Origin of the sequence: Nonomuraea sp. LP-02, from assembly GCF_036289125.1 — a bacterium.
Lineage (GTDB): Bacteria > Actinomycetota > Actinomycetes > Streptosporangiales > Streptosporangiaceae > Nonomuraea > Nonomuraea bangladeshensis.
Genome location: NZ_JAXCLK010000001.1, coordinates 5,257,530 through 5,274,393, shown reverse-complemented (window position 1 = coordinate 5,274,393; position 16,864 = coordinate 5,257,530). Strand labels below are relative to the sequence as shown.

Here is a 16,864-nt window from a genome sequence, read left to right as displayed (position 1 = left end):
GGAACGCGCGAGGCACGACGCTGAGCGGGCGAAAGGAGAGGCGATGCCGAGGCGAGAGCCGGCGCGGCCCCACGGGCGCCCCGCCGGGCGTGCCCACGGGCGGCACAGCCCCGCCCGCGTCCCGGCCAGGCGCGGCCTCGGCGACGTGCTCGCCGGGCTCGGCGCGCTGGTCCTGCTGGTCGCGCTCGTGGGCGGGGTGCCGTACGCGCTGCTCAGGTACGTCGGGCCGCCGATCGACCCCGAGCAGTTCGACGTGCGGACGCTGCTCAGCCAGGCCGGGCCGAGCACGATTACGGCGGTGCTGGTCCTGCTCGTGTGGCTGGCCTGGTTCCAGCTGTTCGTGTGCGTGCTCGTCGAGGTGTACGCCGGCGTCCGCAGGGTCGGCATGCCCGCCCGCGTGCCGATGTCCGGGGGCACCCAGGCGCTGGCCAACAAGCTCGTCGGGGCCGTGCTGCTGCTGTTCACCACCGGGGCCATGGTCGCGCCGATCGTGAAGCTCGCGCCGGCGCCCGTACCGCCTCCGATGACCGCAGTGGCCTACTCGGCGCCGATCGTCGAGAAGGCGACGCTCGACACCCAGCAGACCAAGAAGGTGTACGTGGTGCAGCCGCCGCACGGGCGCCACCACGAGAGCCTGTGGGAGATCGCGGAGAAGTGCCTCGGCGACGGCCGCCGCTACCACGAGATCTACCGGCTCAACCAGGCCAAGGAGCAGCCCGACGGCTCCCGGCTGCGGATGGCCGACCTGATCAGGCCCGGCTGGGTGCTCGACATGCCGGACGACGCCCGCCACACGCACACCGTCCCGGTCGGCCAGGCGCGCGAGCAGACCCTGCGCGACCACCCGGGCCGCGCGGAGGTCTCCCGCTCGGTCGAGCAACGCGCCGACCGCGCCGAACAGAAAGCCGAGCAGAAGGCCGAACAGAAGAAGGACATTGAGCGCCGCGCCGAGAACAGGGGCGGGGCCAAACACCGCCTGCCCGAGCAGGACCGCCGGCTCCCCGAGCAGGAGCGGCGGGAGCAGCCGGTGGTGCGCGAGGCCCAGTCCGGCGCGCTCATGGACTACCTCGCCCCCGCCTCCCTGGCCGCCGCCGGACTGCTGTTCGCGCTCTCCCGCCGCCGCCGCGAGCAGCTGTGGAACCGGCTGCCCGGCCGCCGCGTCGTCCGCCCGCACGGCGACGCCGCCGAGGCCGAGGTCGCGCTCCGGCTGGGCGGCGACGCGCCCGGGGCCCGCATCCTCGACATCGGCCTGCGGCTGCTCGGCGCCGAGCTGGCCGCCAGGCACCGCACCCCGCCCACCGTGTACGCCGCCCACCTGTCCGCGCGCACGCTCGACCTCTGGGTGCACCCGCCGGACCCCGACCCGCCCGCGCCCTGGACCGCCCAGGACGGCGGCCAGGTGTGGCGGCTGCCCGCCCACGAGGGCCGGCTGCTGGAGGACCAGCCGGGCGGCGCACCGTACCCGGGGCTCGTGTCCATCGGCGCCAACGCGGGCGGCCGGGTGCTCGTGGACCTGGAGGCGGCGCAGGGCCTGATCAACGTACGCGGCCCGCAGACCACCGCCGCGCTCGCCGCGATCGCCGTCGAACTGGCCACGAACCGCTGGTCCGACCGCATGCGCGTGACGCTCGTCGGGTTCGGCGAGGAGCTGACCGCCATCGCGCCCGACCGGATCAGGGCCGTCGGCGGCCTGGCCGAGGTGCTGCCCGAGCTGGAGGCCGCCGCCGCGCCGCGCGAGCAGGTGCTGACCGGCCGGGTCACCGGCAGCCCGTGCGAGGCCCACTACCTGCTGTCGGCGGTCGCGCCCACGCACGAGGAGGCGCGCCGGCTGGCGCTGCTGGCCCGCAGGGACACCGCCGGGTACGTCGTCGCGGGCGACATCCCGCACGCCACCTGGACCCTGGAGATCACCGACGACGGCAAGGCCCGCATCGCCGAGCTGGGCTTCGAAGTGGAGGCCCAGCTCCTGCCCCGCCGCCACTACCGGGCGCTGGTCGAGCTGTTCCGCACCGCGGGCCGCATGGAGGGCGAGCCGATCCCCGAGCCGGAGCCGCTGGTCGGGCTGCACGCGCCGGCCGTCGAGATCCGCCTGCTCGGCCCGGTCGAGGTGCGGGGCCTGCGCCCGCTGGAGGAGGGGCGGCTGGCGCTGGCCGCCGAGATGCTGGTCTACCTGGCCACGCATCCGGGCGGGGTGCACCCCGTCGTGCTCGGCGGCGTGTTGTGGCCGCGCGGCGTACAGGACCTGGTCAGGGACGCCACGATCGCCCGGGTCGCGGAGTGGCTGGGGCCCGACCACCTGCTCACGGACGAGGCCGGGCGGCTGCGGCTGGGGCCCGAGGTGCGTACGGACTGGATGTTGTTCCGCGAGCTCGTCCGCCGCGCGCGCGGCGACGCGATGGCCAGGCCCGTCCTCCTGGAGAAGGCGCTCGGCCTGGTCAGAGGCCCACTGCTGGCCGGCCGGCCGCCCGGCAGGTACGCCTGGCTGGCCGCCGAGGACCTGGAGTACGACGTGGCCGCCGGGGTGGCCGACGCCGCCCACCAGCTCTGCGAGCTCCGGCTCGCCCAGGACCGGCCGGACGCCGCGGTCGCCGCGGTCCGCCAGGCGCTGCTGCTCGCGGCCGACGACGAAGGGCTCTGGCGCGACCTGCTGCGGGCCACACACGCCACCCAGGACGGCGTACGGCTGCGGGCCGTCGTCGAGGGCCTGACCCGGCGGGCCGCCTCGCACCCGTACGGCGGCGCACTCGCCCCGGAGACCGAGGCGCTGATCGAAGAACTGCTGCCCACGTGGCGCATCCACGTCGTGAGGGAGTCATCGGCATGAGACGAGCAGCGATGGCGCTGGTCTTACTGGTTCTGGCGGGCTGCGGCCAGCCGGAGCGGCCGTACTCGCCTGGGGCCGAGCCCTCGGCGGACGGCAGCGGCACCGCCCGCGCGGCGGCGCCCGCGGAAACCCCGCAGGAGGAGGCCGGCGAGGAGCCCTCCGAGGAAGAGACCTTCGAGGGGGAGGGCAAGGAGACCGTCAGCGTGGGCGGCAGGTTCCGGATGGAGATCGACTGGCCCGCGAAGCGGGACCCGCTGGTGGAGCTGGGCGCCGCCTACATGGTGACCGTGCGCAAGGCGATCGTCGCCGGCAGCGAACGACCTTTGCAGGACATCGACTTCGAACTCACCGCCGCCCCCCTTGCGTACGACTGGGTGAAGTTCTTCCTCGACAACAAGCAGACCATGCGCGGCGTCGCCCGGCTCTACGACCTGCGCGCCTCCAGTACGGGCAAAGGTGCGGTGATCGACATGTGCGTGGACGAGTCGGGCATGCGGCTCGTCTCGGCGCGCACCGGTAAGGCCATCTCGCCCCGCCCCGACTGGCTCGACAATCCGTACCTCCAGTCCCTGACCGTGCATCGAGGCGACGACGACGTGTGGCGGATCAGGAACGTCCGCCATGACCTGAAAGGGTGCCCCGCATGAACCCCCTCCTTTCCGCGGCCGTCGCGGGCCTGCTGGTCCTCACCGCCGGGCCGACGCCGATACCACAGGGCAACACGCCGATCGACGAGGGACGGACGAAGGGCGTCGTGCTCACCAACTCGAAGATCGTCATCACGGGTGACGCCAAGGGCGGGAAGTCCGACGGTTACGTGCTCAAACGGCCCTGCTGGTACGAGCCCGGCCTGGACGCGGAGGAGATGCTGAAGACGCAGGAGGCCCTGCGCGCGTACTTCTTCAGGTTCAGCGCCGGCGCGGACGCGGAGAAGTTCGAGAAGTTCCTGGAGCAGTTCAGGGAGCGGATCGGGCAGCAGGGCCGCTGGTGGGGCCCGGCGTACAACGCCTCCGACCCCAAGGGCGAGGAGTGCTTCGGCGCGCTGGACCCGTTCGTGTTCGTGCCGCCGGGGCAGACGCCGCCGGCCGGGATCACCGTGCGGGAGCTGGCGGAGATCGCGCGGGCCGCGCTGACCGTGCCCGAGCCGACGGTCAGGCTGAGCCCCGACGCCAAGAGCTACGTCAACCTCCCGACCTGGGTGTGGGTGGAGGGCATCGGCGCGCCGCGCAGGTCGGTGACGGCGACGATCCCCGGGGTCATGAGCGCGACCGTGGTCGCCACCCTCCAGGAGATCAAGATCGACCCGGGCACCACCGGCGACCGGGCCGAGGTCACCGTGAACGGCTGCGGCGCCCAGGGCAAGCCGTACGTGAAGGGCGGCACGTTCTCCTGCGGCGTACGCTATCTGCGCTCGTCCGTGGACCAGCCGCAGGAGAAGTACACGCTCACGGTCACCACCGTGTGGCCGGTCGCCGTCCAGGGGGACGTGACGATCCAGTTCGCACCCGTCGAGGTGGGCACGAGCCGGGACGTCCCGGTCGGCGAGATCCAGAGCAACGTCCGGCCTCAGTGATGCGACGGTGGTGAGCGGGGCGCCGCGCCCCACTCACTCCGCGTCGTCCGCCCCCTCGAAGAGCTCGTCCATGCTCTCGACGGTGAGCGCTTTGTCGACCCAGGCGAGCAGGAGCTCCGGGTCCTCGCAGGCGCGGATGCGTTCCCGCGCCTCCTCGGGAACGGCGAGCCCTCGCCCTTCGAGGATGCGCAGAACGGCCTTGGCCTCCCCCTGCGCGATGCCTTGTGTGATCCCCTGTGCGATGCCGTGGTCGACCCACTCGCGGACCAGCTTGCTTCGGGGCTCGTCAGTGATCAGGGTCCGCCTCCTCGAAGAGTTCGTCCACGCTCGTGACGGTGAGGGCTTTGTCGACCCAGGCGAGCAGGAGCTCCGGGTCCTCGCAGGCGTGGATGCGTTCCCGCGCCTCCTCGGGAACGGCGAGCCCCCGTCCTCCGAGGATGCGCAGAACGGCTTTGGCCTCCCCCTGCGCGATCCCTTGCGTGATGCCATGGTCGACCCACTCGCGGACCAGCTTGCTTCGGGGCTCGTAGTTGGTGCCCATGGCCATCGAGATCTCCTTGAACTTGGCGACGACGAACTCCGGCAGCACCGAGAGCACGAGGTCAGAATAACTTTTGAGCTCCTCGGGCAGGTGCTCATGCGCATCGTGGAATGTCTGCAGGACCTTGAAACCCTCCTCGGTCGAGCCGTGCACGATCGCGGAGAGCGCGGTGAGCTCCGGCTCGGCCACGGCCCTTTCGAGGTCGGTGATCATCGGAACCTGCTCCGGGCCGAGGACGATCGGCCGGAGGGACCATCCCGGGTGGCCCATGTCGATGGGCCGGCCGCACTTGACCGCCACCCGCGTGTCCGGGCAGAAGACGAGCAGCGTGCACGGACATTTGAGCCGAGCCCGTAGCGTGGCCAGGTAGACGGGCCACGACCAGGTCTTCTCGTCGCGATACGCGCGCTGGACCTCCAGCACGATGCCGGACAGCGGCGTGCCGTCGGCCAGGACCACGACCGAGTCCGCGCGGTATTCCGTCGGGACGCAGTCGGTGAAGTCGGGGCTTTCGAGCCGGGCCTCGTCGAAAGCGGGCACCGGCACGCCCATCTCGGTGAGCAGCGTGGCCACCAGGGATGGGCGATTCCGTACTAGTTCGAGCAGGAACTCGTGTTCCTGGGTGGGGGACATGCCGAACACATTACCGAATGCGCTTGATCCATTACACTCAGTTATTGTTTCGTCCTGATTCGTGGGCGAGCAGCCACTCCTTCACCGGGACGCCGTAGTAGTAGCCGCCGTAGCCGCCCGTGCTCGGCAGGACCCGGTGGCACGGCACGAACGGGGCGATGAGGTTCTGGGCGCAGGCGGAGCCGGCCGCGCGGGCCGCCGTACGCGGGAGGCCGGCGCGTTCGGCCAGCTCGGCGTAGGAGACAGTGGTGCCGGCCGGGACCTCGCGCAGCGCCGTGTGCAGCCGCTTGCGAGTGGGGGAGCCGGGCTGCTCGACAGGTACGTCGTCCAGCGCGTCGAAGTCGCCCGCCAGGTACGCGCGCACCGCCTCCACGGCCGGCCCGAGGTCGTCCACCACCTCCAGCCCCTCCGCGCGCAGCTCGGGCGAGAGCCGGGCGAACATCTGCTCGGGGTCGGCCGTGAAACCGGCCGCCACCAGCACCTTGTCGCGGGCCAGCAGGGCGAGCGGGCCGATCGGGGTCGGGACGAGCTGTGCAGCGATCATGATGAGCTCCAGAGGTGCAGCGCGGCGTAGGCCCGCCAGGGCCGCCACCGCTCGGTTTCGTCGTCGGGGATGCCCAGGGCGGCCATCCGCTTCCTGAGCACCAGGTCGCCCGCGGGCCAGGCGTCGGGGTCGCGCAGCGCCCGCAGCGCGACGTAGCCGGCGGTCCACGGGCCGATGCCGGGCACGTCCAGCAGCGCCGCCACGGCCTCGGCGGGGTCCTGGCCGCCGTCGAGGTCGAGGTGGCCCGCGGTGAGCCGGGCGGCCAGCTCCTTGAGCGTGGTGATGCGGCGGCCGGTGAGGCCGAGCCCGGTGAGGTCGGTCTCCAGCAGGTGTCCGGGGGCGGGGAAGAGGCCGCCGGGCGCGGCGGCGCGGGCGACGATGCGGCCGAGCAGCGTACGGGCCCCGGCCACCGAGACCTGCTGCCCCACGACCGCCCGCACGGCCAGCTCGAACCCGTCGAACGTCCCCGGCACCCGCAGCCCCGGCCGGGCCGCGACCAGCGGCCCGAGCGAGGTCCGGCCGAGCGCCTCGGAGATCGCCTCGGGGTCGGCGTCCAGGTCGAGCAGCCGCCGGCAGCGGGCCACGACGCGGGCGAGCTGCCGCGTGTCGGCCACCGCCACGTCGAGCGCCACGTGGTCGGACCGGGGCGTGAGCGTGATCGTCCCGCCGGGCACCGCCCGCGCGTACGAGGTCCGGTCCGCGCTCTCCAGACCCGGGATGGCCCGGGCGGCGAGGAACGCGAAGACGGCGTCCACGTCGTACGGCTCCCGCCGGTGCAGCCGCAGCCGCAACGACGCGGGACCGGTGGCCCCGGGGTCGGGCACGGCGACCGGACGTCCCCCCGCCGTGGCGCGCAGCTCGCTCGGCGTGAACCCGTACGTCTCCCGCATCGTCGCGTTGAACTGCCGCACGCTGCCGAACCCGGCCGCGAACGCCACGTCCGTGATCGGCAGCACGGTCTCCGTCAGAAGTTGCTTGGCCAGCAGCAGCCGCTTCGTCCGCGCCACCGCGAGCGGCCCGGCGCCCAGCTCGGCCACGAACAGCCGGTGCAGGTGCCGCTCGGTGATGTGCAGCCGCCTGGCCAGCCCGGCGACGCCCTGCTCGTCGGCCGCGCCGTCGTCGATGAGCCGCAGCGCCCGGCCCACGAGGTCGCCCCGCAGGTCCCAGCCGGGGTCGCCGGGCGACAGCTCGGGACGGCAGCGCTTGCACGGCCGGAACCCGGCCGCCTCCGCCGAGGCCGCGTGCCGGTAGAAACGTACGTTCCTGGACGCGGGCGTACGCGCCGGGCAGATCGGACGGCAGTAGATGCGCGTCGTCGTCACCGCCGTGTAGAAGCGCCCGTCGAACCGGGCGTCCCTGGCGGAGACGGCCCGGTAACAGGAGTCGAAGTCGAGCTCCAGTGGAGACATACTTCGACGGTACGCGCTGCCAGAAGGCGGCGACCGGCGGTTTTCGGACCTGATCGTCCGCGACGGTGCGGCTACTTGGAGGAGACGCCGACCCCCAGGTCGAACTCCCGGTAGACGCGCGCCCAGAACCCGTCGCGCAGCCACACCCGCGCCTCGGGGAAGGGTCGCAGCGAGTGCCCGAGCTCCTTCTCGGCCTCGATCAGCAGCTCGGTGTCGATGACGGTCGGCAGGATCGGCCCCGGCAGCAGGTCGCGGATGTTGTCGCGGCCACGGGTGAGAATCCACTTCTGCGCCACGTGCTCGCCGACGTCCTCGACGCGCGGGCGGCTCGGGCCGAGCTTGGCCACCTGGCCCGGCTTGGCGTGCGGCTTGACCGGCGCGCGGCCGGCGAAGACCTGGGCGGGCGACGGCGTGACCGGCGGGGCGACCGCCACGGGCTGCGGAGCACGGCTGAAAAAGGGCCTCAGGAAATCAGCAGAGATCACTTCCACGGTGTCGGACTCCCACACCAGGCGTTCGGCCTGGTTGGTGCCGTAAGGAGGTTCTACACCCCACAGGTGGATGCGCACGCCGTACGCCTGCGCGGCCTCCACCGCCGGGACCATGTCCTCATCGCCGGCCAGCAGGATGGTGTCGGTGACGGCGTGGTGCCTGGCCAGCGCCTCCAGATCGCTCCTGATCTGGGCGTCCACGCCTTTCTGCTGGCCACGGGCGTTGAGGTTGCCAAGCCTTACCTTGACCCAGGGGAGCTGGGCGATGACCCGCTGATCGACGGTGGGCACGCGGTCACGGGCGGCGTCATACCAATAGATCCGCAAGAGTTCGCCAGAAATACGTTCCTCTGCATGTTTCTGCAGACTCTGGATGAGCTCATCCGCGGCCACCCGATATTCCTTGCGTTCCTTCGCGCCCAGCAGCACTTCACCGGCCGCCGCGTAGAGATAACCGACATCCACCAGGACTGCGTACTTGGCTGCCACAGGATGCGGCATGAGGTCTGGGATGGCCATGTCGTCCTCCAGGCCGCGGTGTTAGTTGATCGGCTGACTATATACGCCTACTTTCTCTAGATAGTCCCAACTCCCGGGGAACTTGACACCCGATTCCCAGGATCTATCTAGGGCAGGGCGCTCATCCGCCATGCCGACTTCCCTGGGACGACAGGCTTACGCATACCTCTAGCTGGGTTTCGCCATCTTTGCGGCGGGGCTTGCGGAGCGGGTTCCTGCGGGGCCTGCCGGGTGGTCAGCGCGATCACCAGGGCGGCGAGCTCCTCGGGCGTGGCGTCGCCGCGGACGACGCGCAGTCCGGGCGCCGGTGGCGGGGTCACAGCGGGATGTTCCCATGCTTCTTGGGCGGGAGCGTGGCGCGCTTGTTGCGGAGCGCGCGCAGCGCCCGGACGACCTGGGGGCGGGTTTCGGACGGCCGGATCACCGCGTCCACGTAGCCGCGTTCGGCCGCGATGTACGGATTGGCCAGCGTGTCCTCGTACTCGGTGACGAGCCTGGCGCGCTGGTCGTCGGGGTCGTCGGCGGCGGCGAGCTCGCGCCGGTAGAGGATGTTGACCGCGCCCTGCGCGCCCATGACCGCGATCTGCGCGGTGGGCCAGGCGAGGTTGACGTCGGCGCCGAGGTGCTTGGAGCCCATGACGTCGTACGCGCCGCCGTACGCCTTGCGGGTGATCACCGTGACGAGCGGGACGGTGGCCTCGGCGTAGGCGTAGAGGAGCTTGGCGCCGCGGCGGATGATTCCGTTCCATTCCTGATCGGTGCCGGGGAGGAAACCCGGGACATCCACAAAAGTCAGGATAGGAATATTAAACGCATCACATGTTCGAATAAAGCGGGCCGCTTTCTCGGATGCGTTGATATCCAGACAACCTGCGAAATGCATGGGCTGGTTGGCCACCACGCCCACCGGCCGGCCGTCCACCCGCCCGTAGCCGACCACGATGTTCGGCGCGAACCGCGCGTGGACCTCCAGGAACTCCCCGTCGTCCAGCACCCGCCCGATCACCCGGTGCATGTCGTACGGCTGGTTGGGCGAGTCGGGGATCAGCTCGTCCAGCTCGGGATCGGGATCGAGGTCCGCGGCGGCCGGGTAGGCCGGGGGGTCGTCCAGGTTGTTGGACGGCAGGTACGACAGCAGCGCCCGCACGTAGTCGAGCGCGTCGTCCTCGTCGGCCGCCTGGTAGTGGGCCACGCCCGACTTCGTGTTGTGCGCGTGCGCCCCGCCGAGCTCCTCGAACGTCACCTCCTCGCCCGTCACCGTCTTGATGACGTCGGGCCCGGTGATGAACATGTGGGAGGTCTGGTCCACCATCACCACGAAGTCGGTCAGCGCGGGGGAGTAGACGTGCCCGCCGGCCGCCGCGCCCATGATGAGCGAGATCTGCGGGATCACGCCGGAGGCGTGCACGTTGCGCTTGAAGATCTCGGCGTACAGGCCGAGCGCCACCACGCCCTCCTGGATGCGCGCGCCGCCGCCCTCGTTGATGCCGATGATCGGGCAGCCGGTCTTGAGCGCCAGGTCCAGGACCTTGACGATCTTCTCGCCGTACACCTCGCCGAGCGAGCCGCCGAAGACCGTCACGTCCTGGGAGAACACGCAGACCTGCCGGCCGTCGACCGTGCCGTGCCCGGCGATCACGCCGTCACCGTACGGCCGCCGCTGCTCCAGGCCGAACATCGTCGAGCGGTGCCGCGCGAACGCGTCGAACTCCACGAACGACCCCTCGTCCAGCAGCGCCAGCACCCGCTCCCTGGCGGTCATCTTGCCCTTGGCGTGCTGCTTGTCCACGGCGGCCGCGGACCCGGCGTGGACCGCCTCGTCCAGCCGCCGCTCCAGGTCGGCGATCTTCCCGGCGGTGGTGTGGATGTCGGGCTTCTCCGGTGTCGGCTCGGCGGCAGCGCTCATGCGCGCAAGGCTAGTACCTCCTCCTAGAGTGGCTCCATGACGGATGCCGTACGCACCCACGGCCTGTTCAAGAGGTACGGGCAGCAGATCGCGGTGGCAGGGGTCGACCTCGTGGTCCCTGCCGGCAGTTTCGCGGGCCTGGTCGGCCCCAACGGAGCGGGCAAGACCACCACGCTCAGCATGATCACCGGGTTGCTCCGCCCCGACGGCGGCACGGCCGAGATCGACGGCTTCCACGTCTGGCGCGACCCCGTCGAGGTCAAGGCCCGCATCGGCGTGCTGCCCGAGGGGCTGCGGCTGTTCGAGCGGCTGTCCGGGCGGGAGCTGCTGACCTACTCCGGCCGGCTGCGCGGGCTCCCCAAGGCCGAGGTCGAGCGGCGGGCGGAGGAACTGCTCACCGTCATGGACCTCACCGGGGCCGCGGACAAGCTCGTCGTCGACTACTCCACCGGCATGCGCAAGAAGATCGGGCTGGCCTCGGCGCTGCTGCACAACCCGTCGGTGCTGTTCCTCGACGAGCCGTTCGAGGGCGTCGACCCGGTCAGCGCCAACACGCTCACCGAGGTGCTGCGCGGCTTCACTGCCTCCGGCTCCACCGTCATCTTCTCCAGCCACGTGATGGACCTCGTCGAGCGGCTGTGCGACTGGGTGTCGGTGATGAACCAGGGGCACATCGTGGCGCAGGGGCCGCTGGAGCAGGTCCGCGGCGGGCGGCGGCTCAACGAGGCGTTCCTGGAGCTGGTAGGCGGCACCGGGCACGCCCGCGGCGGCGCCCTGTCCTGGCTCGGCGCCGGCGCCCGCGAACCCGCCCCCGCACCCGCGCCTGCCCCCGCACCCATCGACGAGCCCGGGAAGGGCGCGCAGTGAGCACGGTGGCGCTCTTCGCGCGGCTGAAGCTGCGCCTGCTCGCCGGCAACCTGCGCGGCGACCTCCAGCGCAAGCTCGGCTTCCTGCTCACCACGGCCGTCGCGCTCGGCACGGCCGTGCTCGGCTTCCTCCTGATGAGCCTGCTGCGGCTCGCGCCCCACGACCTCGCCGTCAATCTGGTGATCGTCGCCTTCACCCTGTTCCTGCTCGGCTGGATGATCGTGCCGCTGCTGGCCTTCGGCCTCGACGACACGCTCGACCCCGCCAAGCTCGCGCTGTTCCCGCTGCCCCCGCGCCGCCTCGCGATCGGCATGTTCACCGCGTCCGTGACCGGCGTGTGGCCGCTCACGATGCTCGCCGTCACCTCCGGAGCGATCGTCGCGCTGCCCGCCGGGATCGGCGGCCTGCTGCTCGGCGTGCCCGCCGTGCTGCTGCAGTTCGCGCTCTGCGTGGTGACCTCGCGCCTGATCACCACGGCGCTGTCCAGCGCGCTCCGCACCCGGCGCGGCCGGGACGTGCTGGCCGTGGCCGCCCTGTTCGTCGTCCTGCTCGCGCAGCTCCCCAACCTGCTGCTCAACCGCGGGTTCGGCGACCCCGAGGCGCTGCTGGCCGGGCTGGCCGGCGTCCTGCGCTGGACGCCGCCCGGCATGGCGGCGCACGCGATCGCCGACGGCGGCCTGGCCGGCCTGGGCGAGCTGGTGCTCCTGGCGCTGCTCACGCTGGCGATCGGCTGGCTGTGGATCAAGGCGCTGAGCCGGGCGCTGGTGACGCCGGACGTCTCCACGCAGGCGGCGTCGGTGCGCCGCAAGGACAGCGGCTGGATCGACCGGGTGCTGCCCGACGGGCCGCTCGCCGCCGTCGTGGGCAAGGAGCTGAAGTACATCAGACGCGAGCCGCGCTTCCGGGTGGGCTGGTTCAGCGCCGTCGTCGTCACGCTCGTGCTGTCGTTCTCGCTCGGCCGCACGGCCGGCGAGGGCGGGCCGGGCGGCCCGGTGCTGCCGATCGTCATCACCGCCTTCGGCGCGCTGATGATCGCCCTGCAGTCGGGCAACACGTTCGGCTTCGACGGCCGCTCGCTCTGGATGAACGCCGTGACGTTCGGCTCCGAACGCGAGCTCGGCACCGACCTCGCCGGCCGCCACCTCGCCAACGCGCTCATCGCGACGCCGCTGCTCGCCGTGATCGCGGTCGCCACCGGGCTGTTCACCGGGCATCCCGGCTCGATCCTGCCCGCGATGCTGGCCGGGTGGGGCGCGCTCGGCATCGGGCTCGGGGTCGGGTCGGTGACCAGCGTGGTGCTGCCGTACGGGGTGCCCGAGCGGATGAACGCCTTCAGCGGCGCCGCACCCGGGCAGGGCGGGCAGGCGTTCGCGTCCTCGATGGGGGCGATGGCCGGCATCGCGCTGCTGTCGCTGCCGTTCCTGGTGCCGCTGGGGTTCGGGCTGCTGTGGGTGAGCGTGGCGGCCCCCTTCTACGGGCTCCTCGTCGAGGTGCTCGGCCGCCGCCTCGCGGCGCGGATCGGCTTCGCCCGCCTGCCGGAGCTGATGGCGGCCGTCGGCAAGGCGTCCTGACCAGTGGTCTAGTCCAATAAGTGAGACCGGTCTGCGCTCGCGAAAACCGACTCGCTACCCTTCGAAGCATGATTGACCAGGGGTTCGAACGTCGCAGCGCGGCCGTGACGGAGATGCCGGACGAGCTGCGCCACGACGTGCGGCTGCTCGGCAAACTGCTCGGTCAGGTGCTCGCGGAACAAGGTGGCGAAGACCTGCTGGCCGACGTCGAACGGCTGCGCAAGGCCGTCATCGCGGCGCGCAGGGGCACGGTCTCGGCCGATGAGATCAGCGCCATGGTCGCCGGTTGGGAGATCGAGCGGGCGGTCGAGGTCGCCCGCGCCTTCACCTGCTACTTCCACCTGGCCAACCTGGCCGAGGAGCACTACAGGATCCGCACGCTGCGCGAGCGGGACACCGAGGGCAGGGTCCAGCGCGAGTCGCTGGCGCAGGCCGTCCAGGAGCTGGGCCACGAACGGGTGACCGAGCTGCTGGCCGGCCTGGAGCTGCACCCGGTGCTCACCGCGCACCCGACCGAGGCGCGCAGGCGGGCCGTCGTCACCGCCATCCAGCGCGTCAGCCACCAGCTCACCGAGTACAACACCCCGGGTCGCGGGGCCACCGAGCGCGCCGAGAGCCGGCGCCGCCTGCTGGAGGAGATCGACCTGCTGTGGCGCACCGCCCAGCTCCGCTCCAGCAAGCTCGACCCGCTCGACGAGGTGCGCACCGCCATGGCCGCCTTCGACGAGACCCTCTTCCGCATGGTGCCCCAGGTCTACCGCGCGCTCGACGCCGCGCTCGACCCGGACACCGGCACCCGCCCGCCGCAGGCCAGGCCCTTCATCCGGTACGGAAGCTGGATCGGCGGCGACCGCGACGGCAACCCGTACGTGACGGCCAAGGTCACCCGCGAGACCATCCAGATCCAGTCCGACCACGTGCTGGCCGCGCTGGAGACCGCCTGCGCCCGCATCGGCCGCACGCTGACCGCCTCCGCCCAGTTCACGCCGTGCTCGCCGGAGCTGAAGCGGGCGCTCGCGGCGGCCGTGGCCGCGCACCCGGAGATCGTCTCCGAGCTGGCCACCCGCTCGCCGCGCGAGCCGCACCGGCAGTGGCTGCTGTACGTGGCCGCGCGCATCTCCGCCACCCAGCGCCGGCACCTCGACCTGGCCTACCGCTCGCCCGCCGACCTGCTCGCCGACCTGCGGCTGGCGCAGGACTCGCTGGCCGCCTCCACGCCGCGGCAGGCGTACGGGGAGCTGCAGCACCTCATCTGGCAGGTGGAGACGTTCGGCTTCCACCTGGCCGAGCTGGAGGTGCGCCAGCACTCGCAGGTGCACGCCAGCGCCCTTGAGGAGCTGCGGGCCGGCGGCGAGCTGTCGGAGCGCACCGAGGAGGTCCTCGCCACGATCCGGGTGATCTCCTGGATCCAGGAGCGGTTCGGCGTCACGGCCTGCTCCCGCTACGTCGTGTCCTTCACCCGTTCGGCCGACGACATCGCCGCCGTCTACGAGCTGGCCAGGTACGCGGCCGGCGACGGCGCGCCGGTGCTCGACGTGGTGCCGCTGTTCGAGTCCGGTGCCGACCTCGCCAACTCGCCCCGCGTGCTCAGCGGCATGCTGGAGATCCCCGAGCTGCGGCGCAGGCTGGACGACAACGGCCGGCGCATGGAGATCATGCTCGGCTACTCCGACTCGGCCAAGGAGCTCGGCCCGGCGGCGGCCACCCTGCGCCTGTACGAGGCCCAGGAGGCGCTGACCGCCTGGGCCGCCGAGCACGACGTCAAGCTGCGCATGTTCCACGGCAGGGGCGGCGCGCTCGGCCGTGGCGGCGGCCCGGCCAACCGCGCGGTGCTGGCCCAGGCGCCGGGCTCGGTCGCGGGCCGGTTCAAGGTCACCGAGCAGGGCGAGGTCATCTTCGCCCGCTACGGCCACATCGCGATCGCCCGCCGCCACCTGGAGCAGGTCACCAACGCGGTCCTGCTGGCCTCCTCGCCCACGGTGAGCGCCACGACGGCGGCCGCCGCCGAACGGTTCCGCGGGCTGGCCGAGCGGGTGGCGGTGGCCTCGGAGCAGGCGTACCGCGCGCTGACCGAGGCTCCCGGCTTCCCCGAGTGGTTCGGCCTGGTGAGCCCGCTGGAGGAGATCGGCACGCTGCGGCTCGGCTCCCGCCCGGCCCGCCGCGGCCTCGGCGCGCCGCGCTCCCTCGACGACCTGCGGGCCATCCCGTGGGTGTTCGCCTGGGCGCAGACCCGGGTCAACCTGCCCGGATGGTACGGCCTCGGCTCCGGCCTCGCCGCCGCGGACTCGCTCGACGAGCTGCGGGCGGCGTACGCGGAGTGGCCGCTGTTCAACGCGTTGCTGGACAACGCCGAGATGTCGCTGGCCAAGACCGACCGCTCGATCGCCAAGCGCTATCTGGCGCTCGGCGGGCGCGAGGACTTCGCCCGGCAGGTCCTGGAGGAGTACGACCGCACCCGCGACCTGGTGCTCCGCGTGACCGGCCACGCCCGGCTGCTGGAGAACCGCAAGGTGCTCTCGCGTGCCGTGCAGCTCCGCGACCCGTACGTGGACGCGCTGTCCCACCTGCAGCTGCGCGCCCTGCGCGCGCTCCGCACCGAGAACCCCTCGGAGCGCGAGCGCGAACGCCTGTCCACCCTCCTGCTCCTGTCGGTCAACGGCGTCGCCGCCGGCCTCCAGAACACCGGCTGACCGGCGGACCCTCGCACACAGTGATATTCCCGTCGCCCGGCGACCACGGCCGATAGTGTGGTCGCCGGCTTCACCCAGGCGGCGGGAATGAGGGGAATGACCGAGCGGCGGCTCATCGAGCTCCATGTCGAGAATTTCAAGAGCCTGCGGCACGTCACCCTGCCGCTCGGGCCCGTCAGCGTGCTGGTAGGCCCGAACGGTGCGGGCAAGAGCAACGTGCTGGAGGTCTTCCGGCTCCTGGCCGGCGTGGTCCGCACCGATCTGCGTCCCGCCCTGGAGGAGCGCGGCGGCTTCGACCGGCTGGTCTTTCGCGGCGGGCAGGAGCGGCCCGGCCACATCAGGATCGGCATCCGCGGCCGGTGGTCGCCCACCGCCGAGGATCAGCAGGACGAGTATGTCCTCACCGTCCACGGCGAGCCGTTCGCGCGCGAGGAAACCTTCCGTTACGGACTTCAGGGGCGCCGGTCACAGACGATCGAGATCCGCGGCGAGACGGTGGCCGTGACCGATCTTCCCGCGGCACAGCCGGGGGAGTCGGAGGAGATCGGCATCCAGCCCGACAGCAGCGGCCTGTCCACGCTGCCCAGGTTGTCGTCCCACCGGTTCGGCTCGGGGCCGCGACAGGTGGCGGCGCTCCTCGGCAGCTTCCGTGTCTTCGACGTCAACGTCTCGTCCGCCTTGCTGCCCTCGCGCGTGCCGAAGACAGGCGCGGAGGAGCTCTGGGACGACGCGGCGAACCTGGCGGGGTTCCTCCTCTGGCTCCGTAACCAGCACCCCGACGCCTGGGCTCAGCTCCAGGCCGACGCGGCGGAGGTCCTGCCGCAGCTGGAGTCGCTCGACTTCGCGCATCCCGACGGCGCCGCGCAGTCCGTGGTCGTCGTCCTGCGGGAGCGGGGCCTGCTGGAGCCCACCCATCTGCTCGACGCCTCGTACGGCACGATCCGGCTGCTGGGCCTGCTGGCCATGTTGCACGATCCCCATCCGCCCGCGCTCACCTGCGTCGAGGAGATCGACCACGGCCTGCACCCACAGGCACTGGAACTGCTCGTGGAACGGGTCAGAGAGGCCGGCGCCCGGAGTCAGTTCCTCATCGCCACTCACTCATCCGCTCTGGTGGACCGCCTGAGGCCGGAGGAGATCGTCGTCTGCGAGCGCGGTGACGACGGGTCCTCCCTGATCCCTGCGATCTCCACGGCCAGGATCGAGGAGATCGTACGGGCCAGCGAGGGGCTCCCGCTGGGGAACCTGTGGTTCTCCGGCCTTCTGGGAGGCGACCTGTGACGCGGCGCGGAGGCA

General features: G+C 72.1%; 13 protein-coding genes. 7 read left to right on the top strand and 6 right to left on the bottom strand.

Translation table 11 applies throughout. The features are described from left to right. The first annotated feature begins 43 nt into the window (after positions 1 to 43). From SMD20_RS24405 to SMD20_RS24395, 3 genes are read left to right on the top strand one after another with little or no spacing between them, the layout of a single operon-like run. Entirely contained in the window at positions 44 to 2,824 is a 2,781-nt protein-coding gene (locus SMD20_RS24405) for a bacterial transcriptional activator domain-containing protein (RefSeq protein ID WP_329584927.1), read from the top strand. After that, complete coding sequence (locus SMD20_RS24400) at positions 2,821 to 3,471, top strand: hypothetical protein (protein WP_329584926.1); 651 nt, start codon at positions 2,821 to 2,823, stop codon at positions 3,469 to 3,471. Before SMD20_RS24405 ends, SMD20_RS24400 begins: the two co-directional genes overlap by 4 nt. Continuing rightward, entirely contained in the window at positions 3,468 to 4,397 is a 930-nt protein-coding gene (locus tag SMD20_RS24395) for a hypothetical protein (RefSeq protein ID WP_329584923.1), read from the top strand. The genes SMD20_RS24400 and SMD20_RS24395 overlap by 4 nt, the downstream gene beginning before the upstream one ends. A 286-nt stretch (positions 4,398 to 4,683) precedes the next feature. On the opposite strand, the gene SMD20_RS24390 is transcribed toward SMD20_RS24395, so the two are convergent. From SMD20_RS24390 to SMD20_RS24365, 6 genes are all read right to left on the bottom strand, one after another. After that, on the bottom strand, positions 4,684 to 5,571 hold the full coding sequence (locus SMD20_RS24390; protein ID WP_329584920.1) for a hypothetical protein: 888 nt from the start codon (positions 5,569 to 5,571) through the stop codon (positions 4,684 to 4,686). Positions 5,572 to 5,608: 37 nt separating this feature from the next. After that, the gene (locus tag SMD20_RS24385) at positions 5,609 to 6,115 is read right to left on the bottom strand and encodes a methylated-DNA--[protein]-cysteine S-methyltransferase (protein ID WP_329584918.1); all 507 of its coding nucleotides are present in this window, start codon (positions 6,113 to 6,115) and stop codon (positions 5,609 to 5,611) included. Further along, positions 6,112 to 7,524 carry an AlkA N-terminal domain-containing protein gene (locus tag SMD20_RS24380; RefSeq protein WP_329584915.1) on the bottom strand — a complete coding sequence of 471 codons (1,413 nt, stop codon included), beginning with the start codon at positions 7,522 to 7,524 and terminating at the stop codon, positions 6,112 to 6,114. The genes SMD20_RS24385 and SMD20_RS24380 overlap by 4 nt, the downstream gene beginning before the upstream one ends. A gap of 71 nt (positions 7,525 to 7,595) precedes the next feature. Beyond that, a complete protein-coding gene (locus tag SMD20_RS24375) occupies positions 7,596 to 8,534 on the bottom strand; it encodes an NYN domain-containing protein (protein WP_026214889.1) in 939 nt (312 codons plus the stop codon). 107 nt (positions 8,535 to 8,641) lie between these two features. After that, positions 8,642 to 8,854 (bottom strand): acyl-CoA carboxylase subunit epsilon, encoded by a 213-nt coding sequence (locus SMD20_RS24370; protein ID WP_329584910.1) that lies wholly within the window; start codon positions 8,852 to 8,854, stop codon positions 8,642 to 8,644. Then, complete coding sequence (locus SMD20_RS24365) at positions 8,851 to 10,440, bottom strand: acyl-CoA carboxylase subunit beta (RefSeq protein WP_329584908.1); 1,590 nt, start codon at positions 10,438 to 10,440, stop codon at positions 8,851 to 8,853. The genes SMD20_RS24370 and SMD20_RS24365 overlap by 4 nt, the downstream gene beginning before the upstream one ends. 36 nt (positions 10,441 to 10,476) lie before the next feature. Here SMD20_RS24365 and SMD20_RS24360 point away from each other — a divergent pair, with 36 nt between their 5' ends. The 4 genes from SMD20_RS24360 (at position 10,477) to SMD20_RS24345 (ending at position 16,849) form a co-directional block, all read left to right on the top strand. Next, positions 10,477 to 11,307, top strand: a complete 831-nt coding sequence (locus SMD20_RS24360) for an ABC transporter ATP-binding protein (RefSeq protein ID WP_329584905.1) — start codon at positions 10,477 to 10,479, stop codon at positions 11,305 to 11,307. Then, positions 11,304 to 12,878 (top strand): hypothetical protein, encoded by a 1,575-nt coding sequence (locus SMD20_RS24355; protein WP_329584901.1) that lies wholly within the window; start codon positions 11,304 to 11,306, stop codon positions 12,876 to 12,878. The genes SMD20_RS24360 and SMD20_RS24355 overlap by 4 nt, the downstream gene beginning before the upstream one ends. Positions 12,879 to 12,946: 68 nt before the next feature. Then, a complete protein-coding gene (locus tag SMD20_RS24350; RefSeq protein ID WP_329584898.1) occupies positions 12,947 to 15,568 on the top strand; it encodes a phosphoenolpyruvate carboxylase in 2,622 nt (873 codons plus the stop codon). 96 nt (positions 15,569 to 15,664) lie between these two features. Next, complete coding sequence (locus SMD20_RS24345; RefSeq protein WP_329584896.1) at positions 15,665 to 16,849, top strand: AAA family ATPase; 1,185 nt, start codon at positions 15,665 to 15,667, stop codon at positions 16,847 to 16,849. Positions 16,850 to 16,864: the final 15 nt, after the last annotated feature.

Bases quoted from the DNA above. Each gene is read 5' to 3' on its own strand.
- SMD20_RS24405 (WP_329584927.1), top strand. From the start codon at position 44: ATGCCGAGGCGAGAGCCGGCGCGGCCCCACGGGCGCCCCGCCGGGCGT.
- SMD20_RS24400 (WP_329584926.1), top strand. From the start codon at position 2,821: ATGAGACGAGCAGCGATGGCGCTGGTCTTACTGGTTCTGGCGGGCTGC.
- SMD20_RS24395 (WP_329584923.1), top strand. From the start codon at position 3,468: ATGAACCCCCTCCTTTCCGCGGCCGTCGCGGGCCTGCTGGTCCTCACC.
- SMD20_RS24390 (WP_329584920.1), bottom strand. From the start codon at position 5,571: ATGTCCCCCACCCAGGAACACGAGTTCCTGCTCGAACTAGTACGGAAT.
- SMD20_RS24385 (WP_329584918.1), bottom strand. From the start codon at position 6,115: ATGATCGCTGCACAGCTCGTCCCGACCCCGATCGGCCCGCTCGCCCTG.
- SMD20_RS24380 (WP_329584915.1), bottom strand. From the start codon at position 7,524: ATGTCTCCACTGGAGCTCGACTTCGACTCCTGTTACCGGGCCGTCTCC.
- SMD20_RS24375 (WP_026214889.1), bottom strand. From the start codon at position 8,534: ATGGCCATCCCAGACCTCATGCCGCATCCTGTGGCAGCCAAGTACGCA.
- SMD20_RS24365 (WP_329584908.1), bottom strand. From the start codon at position 10,440: ATGAGCGCTGCCGCCGAGCCGACACCGGAGAAGCCCGACATCCACACC.
- SMD20_RS24360 (WP_329584905.1), top strand. From the start codon at position 10,477: ATGACGGATGCCGTACGCACCCACGGCCTGTTCAAGAGGTACGGGCAG.
- SMD20_RS24350 (WP_329584898.1), top strand. From the start codon at position 12,947: ATGATTGACCAGGGGTTCGAACGTCGCAGCGCGGCCGTGACGGAGATG.
- SMD20_RS24345 (WP_329584896.1), top strand. From the start codon at position 15,665: ATGACCGAGCGGCGGCTCATCGAGCTCCATGTCGAGAATTTCAAGAGC.